This is a genomic window from Citrobacter sp. RHB21-C05, from assembly GCF_013889015.1.
GTDB classification, from domain to species: domain Bacteria; phylum Pseudomonadota; class Gammaproteobacteria; order Enterobacterales; family Enterobacteriaceae; genus Citrobacter_A; species Citrobacter_A sedlakii.
In genome coordinates this window covers 2,745,083-2,757,479 of the sequence record NZ_CP057611.1, presented here as the reverse complement: position 1 = coordinate 2,757,479, position 12,397 = coordinate 2,745,083, and the positions used below count along the sequence as shown (strand labels likewise).

Annotated in this window: 11 protein-coding genes and 1 pseudogene; 6 read left to right on the top strand and 6 right to left on the bottom strand. The window is 53.5% G+C overall.

Going from position 1 to position 12,397, the window contains the following annotated elements:
* The first annotated feature begins 14 nt into the window (after positions 1 to 14).
* The 4 genes from pqiA (at position 15) to rmf (ending at position 3,891) form a co-directional block, all read left to right on the top strand.
* Positions 15 to 1,277 (top strand): membrane integrity-associated transporter subunit PqiA, encoded by a 1,263-nt coding sequence (pqiA, locus tag HVX72_RS13360; protein ID WP_181821557.1) that lies wholly within the window; start codon positions 15 to 17, stop codon positions 1,275 to 1,277.
* Positions 1,267 to 2,907 (top strand): intermembrane transport protein PqiB, encoded by a 1,641-nt coding sequence (gene pqiB, locus HVX72_RS13355; RefSeq protein ID WP_060569555.1) that lies wholly within the window; start codon positions 1,267 to 1,269, stop codon positions 2,905 to 2,907. Before pqiA ends, pqiB begins: the two co-directional genes overlap by 11 nt.
* The gene (gene pqiC / locus HVX72_RS13350; protein ID WP_181821556.1) at positions 2,904 to 3,467 is read left to right on the top strand and encodes a membrane integrity-associated transporter subunit PqiC; all 564 of its coding nucleotides are present in this window, start codon (positions 2,904 to 2,906) and stop codon (positions 3,465 to 3,467) included. Before pqiB ends, pqiC begins: the two co-directional genes overlap by 4 nt.
* 256 nt (positions 3,468 to 3,723) lie before the next feature.
* Positions 3,724 to 3,891, top strand: a complete 168-nt coding sequence (rmf, locus tag HVX72_RS13345; RefSeq protein WP_012905338.1) for a ribosome modulation factor — start codon at positions 3,724 to 3,726, stop codon at positions 3,889 to 3,891.
* A 96-nt stretch (positions 3,892 to 3,987) separates the two neighbouring features.
* Here rmf and fabA read toward each other — a convergent pair whose 3' ends face one another.
* Positions 3,988 to 4,506, bottom strand: coding sequence for a bifunctional 3-hydroxydecanoyl-ACP dehydratase/trans-2-decenoyl-ACP isomerase (gene fabA, locus HVX72_RS13340; protein WP_000227926.1), 519 nt, complete (start codon positions 4,504 to 4,506; stop codon positions 3,988 to 3,990).
* Positions 4,507 to 4,574: 68 nt separating this feature from the next.
* Positions 4,575 to 6,335 carry a Lon protease family protein gene (locus HVX72_RS13335; protein WP_181821555.1) on the bottom strand — a complete coding sequence of 587 codons (1,761 nt, stop codon included), beginning with the start codon at positions 6,333 to 6,335 and terminating at the stop codon, positions 4,575 to 4,577.
* Positions 6,336 to 6,521: 186 nt separating this feature from the next.
* Between HVX72_RS13335 and matP the strand changes: the two genes are divergently transcribed.
* Positions 6,522 to 6,974 (top strand): macrodomain Ter protein MatP, encoded by a 453-nt coding sequence (gene matP / locus HVX72_RS13330; protein WP_042288017.1) that lies wholly within the window; start codon positions 6,522 to 6,524, stop codon positions 6,972 to 6,974.
* Positions 6,975 to 7,052: 78 nt separating this feature from the next.
* Here matP and ompA read toward each other — a convergent pair whose 3' ends face one another.
* Both ompA and sulA read right to left on the bottom strand, forming a co-directional pair.
* Complete coding sequence (gene ompA, locus HVX72_RS13325; protein WP_042288222.1) at positions 7,053 to 8,105, bottom strand: porin OmpA; 1,053 nt, start codon at positions 8,103 to 8,105, stop codon at positions 7,053 to 7,055.
* Positions 8,106 to 8,460: 355 nt separating this feature from the next.
* A complete protein-coding gene (gene sulA / locus HVX72_RS13320; protein ID WP_042288011.1) occupies positions 8,461 to 8,970 on the bottom strand; it encodes an SOS-induced cell division inhibitor SulA in 510 nt (169 codons plus the stop codon).
* Positions 8,971 to 9,187: 217 nt separating this feature from the next.
* Between sulA and HVX72_RS13315 the strand changes: the two are divergent.
* A pseudogene (locus HVX72_RS13315) lies at positions 9,188 to 9,816 on the top strand (TfoX/Sxy family DNA transformation protein).
* Here the strand turns inward: HVX72_RS13315 and yccS are convergent.
* Both yccS and HVX72_RS13305 read right to left on the bottom strand, forming a co-directional pair.
* A complete protein-coding gene (yccS, locus tag HVX72_RS13310; protein ID WP_181821554.1) occupies positions 9,770 to 11,932 on the bottom strand; it encodes a YccS family putative transporter in 2,163 nt (720 codons plus the stop codon). The pseudogene HVX72_RS13315 and the gene yccS sit on opposite strands and share 47 nt — an antisense overlap.
* Before the next feature lie 18 nt (positions 11,933 to 11,950).
* A complete protein-coding gene (locus HVX72_RS13305; protein WP_042288001.1) occupies positions 11,951 to 12,397 on the bottom strand; it encodes a YccF domain-containing protein in 447 nt (148 codons plus the stop codon).

The following is a 12,397-nucleotide window of genomic DNA, read 5'->3' as shown; positions in this document are numbered from 1 at the left end:
TGAAAGGAGCGCATATGTGCGAACATCACCATGCCGCAAAGCACATATTGTGCCCGCAGTGTGACATGCTGGTGGCATTGCCCCACCTTGAGCATGGGCAGAAAGCGGCATGCCCGCGATGTGGCACAACGTTGACGACAGAATGGGACGCGCCGAGGCAGCGTCCCACTGCCTACGTATTAGCGGCGCTGTTTATGCTGCTTTTGTCAAACTTGTTCCCATTTGTGAACATGGATGTCGCCGGGGTGAACAGTGAAGTTAAACTGCTGGAAATTCCCGGCGTGCTCTTTTCTGAAAATTACGCCAGCCTCGGCACCTTCTTTATCTTATTTGTTCAACTCGTTCCGGCATTTTGTTTATTGACCATTTTGCTGCTGGTGAACAGGGTAGAGATGCCTGGACGGATTAAGGCATGGCTTGCGCGTATCCTGTTTCAGTTGAAAAGCTGGGGGATGGCGGAGATCTTTCTCGCGGGCGTGCTGGTGAGCTTTGTTAAGCTGATGGCGTATGGCGATATTGGCGTGGGCAGCAGTTTTGTTCCGTGGTGCCTGTTTTGCGTGCTGCAATTGCGCGCGTTCCAGTGCGTCGACCGCCGCTGGCTGTGGGACGATATTGCCCCGATGCCCGCTATCCGGCAAACACTGAATCCTGGCATGCCGGGTATCCGTCAGGGGCTGCGCTCCTGTCCGTGTTGTACGGCAATCCTGCCAGCTGAGCAGCATGTTTGTCCGCGCTGTCAGACGACGGGCTACGTGCGCCGCAGAAACAGCCTGCAATGGACGCTGGCGTTACTGTTTACTTCAATCATGCTCTATCTTCCGGCCAATATCCTGCCGATCATGATCACCGATTTGTTAGGCTCCAAAATGCCCTCGACCATTCTGGCCGGGGTGGTGTTGCTGTGGAGCGAAGGCTCTTACCCGGTCGCGGCGGTGATTTTTATCGCCAGTATAATGGTGCCGACGCTGAAAATGATCGCGATAGCCTGGCTGTGCTGGGATGCCAAAGGCCATGGCCGACGCGACAGCGAGCGCATGCACCTGATTTATGAGGTAGTGGAATTTGTCGGACGCTGGTCGATGATCGACGTGTTTGTGATTGCCGTACTCTCCGCGCTGGTGCGTATGGGAGGGCTAATGAATATTTATCCTGCGATGGGTGCATTGATGTTTGCTTTAGTCGTCATAATGACAATGTTTTCTGCGATGACATTTGATCCGCGTCTGACGTGGGATCGTGAACCAGACCATGAGGAGTCCGGACAGCATGGAATCTAAAAATGGGGAAGCCAAAGTTCAGAAGGTGAAAAACTGGTCTCCCGTGTGGATTTTCCCCATCGTCACCGCACTCATTGGGGCATGGGTCCTGTTTTATCACTACAGCCATCAGGGGCCGGAAGTGACCCTGATCACCACCAACGCTGAGGGGATTGAAGGGGGGAAAACCACCATCAAGAGCCGAAGCGTGGACGTCGGGGTGGTGGAAAGCGCGACGCTGACTGACGATCTTACACATGTAGAAATTAAAGCGCGCCTCAATTCCGGAATGGAAAAGTTGCTGCATGAGGACTCAGTCTTCTGGGTGGTGAAGCCGCAGGTGGGCCGCGAAGGGATCAGCGGTCTGGGTACGCTGCTTTCCGGCGCTTATATTGAGTTGCAGCCGGGTCGTAAAGGCAGCCAGCCGGAAAATTATCAGTTGCTGGATTCCCCACCGCTGGCGCCGCCCGATGCGAAAGGTATCCGTGTTGTGCTGGACAGCAAAAAAGCCGGACAGCTGAGTCCGGGCGATCCGGTACTGTTTCGCGGGTATCGCGTCGGTTCCGTTGAAACCAGCACTTTCGATGCGCAGCGGCGTACCATTAGCTACCAGCTGTTCATCAATGCGCCAAACGATCGCCTGGTCACCAGCAATGTGCGTTTCTGGAAGGACAGTGGGATAGCGGTGGATTTGACTTCCGCGGGCATGCGCGTTGAGATGGGCTCCCTCAGTACGCTGTTTGGCGGCGGTGTTAGCTTTGACGTGCCGGAAGGGCTTGAACAGGGCCAACCGGTAGCTGAAAAAAGCGCCTTCAGGCTTTATGACGATCAACGAAGCATTCAGGATTCGCTGTATACCGACCATATCGACTATCTGATGTTCTTTAAAGATTCGATTCGCGGTTTGCAGCCGGGCGCACCGCTCGAGTTCCGCGGTATTCGTCTGGGGACCGTGAGCAAGGTGCCATTCTTTATGCCGAACATGCGTCAGGTGTTTAATAACGATTACCGCATTCCGGTGCTGGTGCGCATTGAACCTGAACGCCTGAAAGCGCAACTGGGTGAAGAGACAGACGTCGGTGCGCATCTGGCCGATCTGCTCAAACGGGGTCTGCGTGGCTCGCTGAAAACCGGCAATTTGGTGACCGGCGCGTTGTATGTCGATCTCGACTTCTATCCGAAAGAGCCGCCGTTAACCGGTATTCGCGAATTTAACGGTTATCAAATCATCCCGACGGTAAGCGGGGGACTGGCGCAGATCCAGCAGCGACTGATGGAAGCGCTGGATAAGATCAACAACCTGCCGCTGAATCCGATGATCCAGCAGGCGACCAATACGCTGTCGGAAAGCCAGCGCACAATGAAGCATCTGCAAACGACGCTGGACAATATGAACAAGATTACCTCCAGCCAGTCGATGCAACAGCTGCCAGCGGATATGCAGAACACCTTACGTGAACTGAACCGCAGTATGCAGGGCTTCCAGCCGGGGTCCGCCGCCTACAACAAGATGGTTGCGGATATGCAGCGTCTCGATCAGGTGCTTCGTGAGCTGCAACCGGTGCTGAAAACCCTGAATGAAAAGAGCAACGCGCTGGTGTTTGAAGCGAAGGACAAGAAAGATCCAGAGCCTAAGAGGGCGAAACAATGAAAAAGTGGCTAGTGGCGATGATGGCGTTCTGGCTGACGTCATGCAGCTCAGGTGGAGAAAATAAGAGCTATTACCAGCTTCCGGTTGCCCATAACGGCGCGCAAAGTACGGTGAGTCAGAGCAACCGTCTGCTGTGGGTGGAGCAGGTTGCGGTGCCGGATTATCTCGCCGGAAACGGAGTGGTTTATCAGACCAGCGACGTCCAGTACGTCATTGCCAACAATAACCTGTGGGCCAGCCCGCTGGATCAACAGCTACGCAATACACTGGTCGCCAACCTGAGTACGCAGTTGCCCGGATGGGTAGTCGCCTCTCAGCCGCTGGGAACGATGCAGGACACGCTTAATGTGACGGTCACTGGTTTTCACGGTCGCTACGATGGCAAGGTGATTGTGAGCGGCGAATGGCTGCTGAACCATCAGGGACAGCTGATTAAGCGTCCTTTCCACATTGAAGCCGTGCAGACCAAAGACGGTTACGATGAAATGGTGAAAGTGCTGGCGACTGCGTGGAGTAAGGAGGCCGCCGCTATCGCACAGGAACTGAAGCAGCTTCGCTAGTTTAAACTTATGTAAATCTTACCGCCGTGAACCCCTCGTTTACGGCGGTTTTTTTATGCCCGACGCGGGAAACAGGAAGTTGTTCCGTCTCACATTTTTTGTACAACTGAGTTATTCAGTAGCTCACAAATATGACATTGGTGTGAATTTTGCGCATTGACGCAAGAAGGGTTTCGCGGTATTCGTTTAGTGTGATTGCACATTTCGTAATCACTGTTTTCTTTTCCACCAGATACAAGTATGAGGGAAACGAGGCATGAAGAGACAAAAACGAGATCGCCTGGAACGGGCACATCAACGTGGTTATCAGGCCGGCATTGCCGGACGCTCAAAAGAAATGTGTCCCTATCAGACGCTGAATCAGAGGTCGCACTGGCTGGGAGGTTGGCGAGAAGCCATGGCTGACAGGGTGGTAATGGCCTGATTCTGTCTCTTTAGAAAAAGAAACCTCCGCGTTGCGGAGGTTTCGCCTTATTAAGCGCGCAATTTACTGTGCATTGACAGTGCTGCAGCGGCTAAATCAGAATGCGGATGTGTCCTGGAACAGGCCGACTTTCAGATCGTTCGCGGTGTAGATCAGACGACCGTCTACCAGCACTTCACCATCAGCCAGACCCATGATCAAGCGACGGTTAACGATACGCTTGAAGTGGATACGGTAGGTGACTTTTTTCGCCGTAGGCAGAACCTGCCCGGTAAACTTCACTTCGCCTACGCCGAGAGCGCGGCCTTTACCTTCGCCACCGAGCCAGCCGAGATAGAATCCAACCAACTGCCACATAGCGTCCAGACCCAGACAGCCCGGCATAACCGGATCGCCGATGAAGTGGCATCCGAAGAACCAAAGATCCGGATTGATATCCAGTTCTGCTTCAACATAACCTTTGTCGAAGTTGCCGCCGGTTTCGGTCATTTTGACGACACGGTCCATCATCAGCATGTTCGGCGCTGGCAATTGTGGGCCTTTTGCGCCAAACAGTTCACCGCGACCAGAGGCAAGAAGGTCTTCTTTTGTATAGGATTCGCGTTTATCTACCATGTTCTCTGTAAGCCTTATTTTAGTGAAGCACGCAGGATAGCTAACACGTGTACGCTGAACAAGTCCGATCAGTTCGGAACAAACCAGTTCAGCCAGCGCAGCGGCCAGGGAAAACGATGACGTCCTTCCTGTTGCGTCGCCTGGGCGATACGCTCCTGGATAGTTTGCATCAGCGTCGTCTGGCCTTCGCCATCCCACACCAGATTTAACAGCAGCGGTAGCGCGTCGGTCACGTCATCCACCGCCCAGATAGTGAATTTTTCTTCTTCTACAGCCTTCAGTAGCGCGGGTGGCAGACTGAGATGCCTGACGTTGGCCGCCGGAATAATGACGCCCTGCTTGCCGGTCAGCTCACGCTGCTGGCAGATGGTGAAGAAGCCTTCGATTTTCTCGTTTAACCCGCCGACCGGCTGAGCGCGGCCAAACTGGTCCACGGAACCGGTAATCGCAATATTCTGATTAACCGGCACGTCCGCCAGCGCGCTGATGAGGGCGCAAAGTTCAGCCATCGAGGCGCTGTCGCCGTCCACTTCACTGTAGGACTGCTCGAATGTCAGCGAAGCAGAGAAGGGAAGCTGTTGTTCAAGCTGAAGTTCCGACATCAGGAACGCCTGCATGATCATCATGCCTTTCGCATGGATATTACCGCCCAGCTCGGCTTTACGTTCAATATCGGTGAATTCGCCGTCGCCGATATGTACCACGCAACTGATGCGCGAAGGCTCGCCAAAAGCGCGCGGATGGCCCGGAAATTCAATCACCGACAGGGCATTGATTTGGCCGATGCGTTCCCCTTCCGTTTCAATCAGGATTTGTTCCTGAAGGATTTCATCCTGCATGCGCTCCGCGAGAAAACCTTCGCGCCATTCGCGCTGCGCCAGCATCAGGCTTAGTTGCTCACCGCTGCAAAGATCATTCTGGCAGAGCGGAGCCACTTCAGTGAACTGCCTGATGATCCACAGCGGATTCAGCGGCAGCGTATCCTGCTCGCCGGTATAGCGCACGGCTTCACGCACCAGCACTTCCCATGCGTCAGGGGCGGGCGTCGGCAACTGGTTACGCTTTGCGATCCAGGTCACCCACTGGCACCACTGAATCATGGACTCTGCATCCACAATTTGCAGATTATCTTCAAATTCGCTGTAGATAGCCTGTTCCGCAAGCTCCGGCTCCATCTCCTGGAAATCGGCCAGCGATTCGCGCTCGCCCACCAGCAACACGCTGAGCTTCAACGGCATTGAAGGCACAGAAACCGGCAGTGGGCGAGATTCATCAAAGGCGACCCAATCGAAGCGCTCGCGGCTGACAATGGCTTTCAGGCGCATCCACAGCAGCGGCTGGGCGAGCAGGGTACGCAGCGAGATCACCAGCACGCCGCCGTTGGCCTGATGCACCAGACCCGGTTGCAGAGTGATGTCGCCGTTAAACTGACGCAGGCAGCCAAATAGCTGCTCCGCTTCTACCCAGTCGGCAATCACCACCTGTGAAGTGGTCGCAAAATTATCTTCCGCGCGTTCTGCCGCACGATAACGGATGGTATGCCCGGAAACCTCGTAGTGGCCGCCCGTCAGGCGACCGGCATCGTGTTGCAGCGTGCGCGCAGCCTCTGCAAGAAGATTGAGATACTCAAGCTCCTCGGGGGCTTTCGCCAACATAAAAGGAGAAGAGGCTCTGGGCTGTAATAACTGCTCCAGGGCAAACTGTAAGCGTGGTTGAGTATCACTGAGTAACGTGTCGGTTTCGTCAATGACGTGTGGCTGTGCAAATATTTCCTGATAACTTTCTGTATCAGGAACCAGATCACGCCATGCAAGTTTCGTAATGGTCAAAGTTGATGTTTTTTAGTCTGTTGTAAAAGACGCGATTATACCGCAAACCTCACCGCTTCACACAGGGAAAGCGAGAGCAAAACGTCGTGGCAGGTGTCGCGTCGCTCACAGCGTGAAGATTCTTTTCTTCGAAAGGCGAAAAAGCTGATATTCTGATAAGAGTGACACGGTAACATTGAGATCGCTATGAAATATCAACAACTTGAGAATCTTGAAAGCGGTTGGAAGTGGAAGTATCTGGTGAAGAAGCATCGCGAGGGAGAATTGATCACCCGCTATGTGGAAGCCAGTGCTGCCCAGGACGCCGTGGAGATGTTGCTTACCCTCGAAAATGAACCTGTGCGGGTGAACGTCTGGATTGAAGAGCATATGAATCCGGCGCTGTTTAACCGAATGAAGCAGACAATACGCGCAAGACGTAAACGGCACTTTAATGCTGAACATCAGCACACGCGCAAAAAATCAATCGATCTGGAGTTTATGGTCTGGCAGAGACTGGCGGGGTTGGCGCAACGGCGTGGTAAAACTCTGTCAGAGACGATCGTGCAACTGATTGAAGACGCCGAGAATAAAGAAAAGTATGCCAGCAAAATGTCCTCGCTAAAGCAGGATTTGCAGGCGCTGTTGGGCAAGGAATAGCTGTTTATACTGATAGCATGTCGGCTGAAAAATGGTATAAAAAAACCCCGCAAAGCGGGGTTTTTAGTAGACGGAAACTTAAGCCTGAGGCTGAGTTACAACGTCTTTAACGCCTTTAACTTCGATCTCAACGCGACGATCCGGGGCCAGGCAGTCGATCAGGGCAGCGCGAGCTTTCACGTTGTCACAGGTGTTGCCAGTAACCGGGTTGGATTCGCCCATACCACGTGCGGAGATTTTGTCAGCCGGGATACCTTTAGAGATCAGGTAATCAACAACAGACTGAGCACGTTTCTCGGACAGACCCTGGTTGTAAGCGTCAGAACCGATACGGTCAGTGAAGCCCAGAACCACTACGGAACCGTCTTTCGGATCCAGGTTGCTCAGCTGGCTGTACATCTGATCCAGAGCCTGCTGGCCTTCTGGTTTCAGGGTAGCTTTGTTGAAGTTGAACAGAACGTCAGACTTCAGAGTGAAGTGCTTGGTCTGTACTTCTGGAGCCGGAGCCGGTGCCGGAGCGATCGGCGCAGCTTCTTCCTGCTGACCGAAACGGTAAGAAACACCCACGCTCAGCAGACCGTTGTCTGGACGCGTACCGATGGTGTTAGCGTCACCGATGTTGTTGGTCCACTGGTATTCCAGACGGGTAGCGATGTCGCGAGTCATAGCCCACTCGATACCACCTGCGAATACTGGGGAAACACCCGTGTCGTGATCTTTGAAGGATGCGCCACCAGGAACGTTAGCCTTGGTGTCTGCACGCCATACCATACCACCCAGACGAGTGTAGATGTCCAGATCGTCAGTGATTGGGTAACCCAGTTTAGCGGTCAGCTGAACGCCCTGAGCTTTGTAAGCGCCGTTGATGTTGTCGCCTTTGTACGGCATACGACCTAACCAGTCGTAACCCATTTCAAAGCCAACATACGGGTTAACCTGATAACCACCAAAAGCACCTGCGCCCAGTTGGTTTTCGTGGGTCGGGCCATTGTTGTTGATGAAACCAGTGTCATGGTACTGAGACCAGCCCAGTTTAGCACCAGTGTACCAGGTGTTATCTTTCGGAGCGGCCTGCGCTACGGTAGCGAAACCAGCCAGTGCCACTGCAATCGCGATAGCTGTCTTTTTCATTTTTTGCGCCTCGTTATCATCCAAAATACGCCATGAATATCTCCAACGAGATAACACGGTTAAATCCTTCACCGGGGGCCTTGCTCAATAGTTACTCTACCGATATCTGCGGCTTATGCCGAGCACCCCTGGCGATGTAAAGTCTACAACGTAGTTGGAAACTTACAAGTGTGAACTCCGTCAGGCATATGAAAAAAAAACGCTTGTATACAAAATATTTAACATTTTGGATGTCGAAATTACGAGGAAAAATACGCGGAAACCGCTTCCGACAAGCGTTCGCGCAAAAAATTCAATACGCCTTAAAAAAAGTGGACAAGGCGAAAAAAAATTCCAGGATAAATCCTAATTTTACTCAGTGATACAAATTTGAATGAATTTTTAGCCCAGTTTGGTGTCTCGTCGGATGGGTATGCGCGCTAACCGGGCGCATGATAAACCCCATCGCATTTCCTTCATCAGCGGCTTTAACCAATTCGGCATGCTCCTCTTCCGTTAACTCGTCGGCCAGCCAGCCAATGACCACGCTGTAGTTGCCTGTGCGCAATGCGCGAACCATCGATTCCAGCGTGTGGCAGGGAGAGAGCTGACGAATCTGCATGACCTTAGAGAGTGGCAACCCGGCCGACTGAACCCATTCGCGGCTCAATTTTTGCTGCGGCGTCAGCCACAGCTGCCAGCGAGACTGCTGCCCTAACTGCTGGAGAAGCGGTAACAGCAGTAACTGCGTCATCATGGGCTGGTCTTCACGATAGACCACTTCACTGATAAGCCCGGCAGTAGCTTTCTCGGTTGAAACGCGCGCCATTTTGTTCGCTGTTGAGGAGAATGACGAAGAACGATTTGCGTAGCCTGAAGTGTACATAATCAATCCAGCCCTGTGAGTTACTGTATGGATGTACAGTAACCCTGATGCCGTGAAAGATCAACTTTATTTTCGGAAACAAACTCGCAATTTTTATTCATCGTTGCGGTAAAAACGAAATACAACTTGCCCCCTGAGAATAAGTTGCCTATTTTCGTCGTTAACGGATCCGTGACGGCAAATCATTTATTTAGTTTATGATTTAAAAGGGAATTTTATGAAAGTACACTCCTATGACAGGATCAATAAATCACAGGAATATTTATCTTCTCTGGGGACTATCCGTTATCGATCGCTGTTTGGCAGCTACAGCCTGACCATCAACGACACGGTGTTTGCCATGGTCGCCGATGGCGAGCTTTATCTCCGTGCCTGTGAACAAAGCGTACAGTACTGCGTAAAGCACTCACCTGTCTGGCTGACCTTTATGAAGCGCGGACGCCCCGTCATGCTCAATTACTATCAGGTTGATGAAAGTCTCTGGCGCGATCAGCAAAAACTCATCCGCTTGTCGAAATATTCCCTGGATGCGGCGTTGAAAGAAAAACACCTGCGGGGGGCAACGCAACGGCTCAAAGATCTGCCCAATATGACCTTTCATCTTGAGAGCCTGCTTAACGAAGCGGGTGTTTATGATGTCAGTACGCTCCGTGTTTTGGGCGCCAAAATGTGCTGGCTTCGGTTGAGACAAATCAACAAGTCGATTACCGACAAAATCCTCTACATTCTGGAAGGGGCAATTTATGGCATTCATGAAGCGGCACTCCGGCGACGCGTCGCCAGGAGCTTGCGGCGTGGGTTAAGACGCTGACAAAGGAGCCGCTGTTTCCGGTGAAGATTGAGTGATCTGGCGCTGCAGTCGGCCAATTTCCGGCAGCAGCGTCACCAGCAGTCCTACCTGCTGAACCACCAGAGGCTCTTTGCTGTCCGGACGCGGTTCAAGCTGCTGGATACGGTGTTTGAGTTCGGCCAACGCCAGCTGTACGCGCTGTTCATCAGCCGGGAGATGATGCAAGGCATCATCAACGTAGCACACGGCGTCATCCAGTAATGCCAGCACCTCGGGGTTGGTCAGTTGCTCACGATGCGCCCCCAGCGCGGAAATGTAGCTGGTGAACGTATGGTTGAGGCAGAGTAAACGGAACGCTGCCTCACGCGTTTGGGCGGTTACGTCCGGTTCGCTCGACATATTCGACACCACGGAAGCCAGTTCGGCATCGCGATTATGCGCATCTCGTCGCGCAATGCGATAGGCCAGGCGATTGTCGCGCCCCTGATGATATTGCTCAAGAATCGCGTCAAGATAGCGGCAGTTGGCATCGGTTGCGCGTTGTAATACCCGCGGCAGGTTGCGAAAACGCCAGTCCGGCCAGATAAAGCTGACCGCCGCCCAGGCGATGGCGCAACCGATCAGCGTGTCTATGACCCGCGGCAGCGCGACCTCGAAACCTTCGCCAAGCAGATTAAAGCACAACAGCACCAGCAGGGTAATAAACATCGTGGCGTGGGCGTACTGTACGTTACGGAAGGCAAAAAACAGGACGCCGGTGATGACCAGTAAGATAAGTTGCCCTTCCAGCGAAGGCACAAACCACAGGACAGGAATGCCAATAGCCACTCCGACCAGCGTACCAATAATCCTCAAGGCCAGACGGTGTCGGGTCGCATTATAGTTGGGCTGACAAACGAACAGGCTGGTCAACAGGATCCAGTAGCCATGATGCATACCGGTGACCTGAATAATGGCGTAACCGACGCAGAGCACTAACGACATCCTCACCGCATGGCGGAACAGGGCGGATTCCGGCGTGAAGTTGCGGCTCAGGCGCAACCAGACATCGCTGAGACCGTGCGGACTGTCATCGGCGAGCTGATTTTCTGTTTCCGCGCGCGGCATGGCCTGCGCCTGCTCTGATTCTATGGTCGCCAGTTGCGCATCAATAGCTCGCAGGTTCGCCAGCAAAAAGCCCAGCGTTTTCAGCAAATCAGCCGACGCGCCGCCGGCGCGCATCCGCTCAAGCGCGGCATCCAGGTGGGTGAAGGCGCGTTCAAAATGCGGGTCGTGCTGATACGGCGTACGCAGCAAAATTGAGCGTGACAACTGCAGGCAGGCCTGGCCCTGCATCGACATCAGACGCTGGAAGCGGAACATGACGTCACTGTGGCGAAAATGCTCACGCAGCGTCTGATACTGAATGTGCGATGAACTCGCGCGTTCGTGGATATCCTGAGCCACGAAGTAATAATGCAAAGTACGGCGCGTTCCCCGCTGGCCGCGATCGCCGCGCAGTCGACTCAGCAGGGAGACTTTAGTCTGGTTCAGCGTCGCCATCAGTTGGCCGTTAGCCAGCGCAAGGTCGTATAACGGCGCCTGGCTTTCATCTTCTATGTCCGGGTCAAACAGTCGCGATTTCAGTTCCAGATAGTGCGCTAACTGCTCGTAGCTGCGCGCCAGGTTATCCTGCAGGGGGCGAATGGGAAACAGGAGATGGCCAATGAGCGTCAGCCCGTTGTACCAGATAGCGCCCGCCAGCAGCAGAACGGGCTGCTGATACCAGTCGGCATACAACGACGTTCCCAGCATGGTGTAAATGGCGATCAGTAGCGCGCCAAAGGCAATTGTGGCGTAGCGCTGGCCAAGCCCGCCGAGCAGAATAAACCCGCTGGTCGACAGCGTCAGGCCAATAGCAAACAGCCAGGGATAAGGAAACAGCAGTTCTACTGAAGCGGAAGCAATGAAAAAACAAATTAACGTGATGATCAGATTGCGCAACCGCCCGGCAAGCCGATCGTCGAGATCGGTCAGCGCGGCGGCAACCATCCCCAGAGTCAACGGGATAGTCAGCTTAACATCGCCCAGCCACCAGGGAAGGGCGGTCGTGCCGCACAGGGCGATAAAAATCCGCACGTAATACAGCCAGGTGCTGTTCCAGGTATAACGGCGAAGCAGGGGACTCAACATAACGGCTTTCAGTCCTGATTACTCAAAACGGCGACGCGCGTTGGCTTCACGCGCAGCCTGCGCGGTTTCCACCGAGACAACACGCCGTCCTACCGGCCACAGAGCAATAGCGGCAATTTTAAAGTTTGCGATCCCAACCGGGATACCGATGAGGGTGATGCACTGGGCGATACCGGAAGCGATGTGCATCAGACACAGCCACCAGCCAAAGCAAACCAGCCAGAAAATATTCAACAGCGTCCCGCCGGTATTCATCAGCGCGCTTTTGCCCGCCGGATTCAGTTCATCAACATGAATCGCTTCGTTGCCATAAGGCAGCAGCGACAGTTTCGTAATTTCCCAGCATGAACGAGTCAGGGGCAGAGTGAAGATCAGAACGATACTGACCAGCGTCGCCAGTAACCAGGCCAGCGTTGTCGCAAAACCACCCAACACAAAATTCAAAATATTCAGAACGGTACGCAT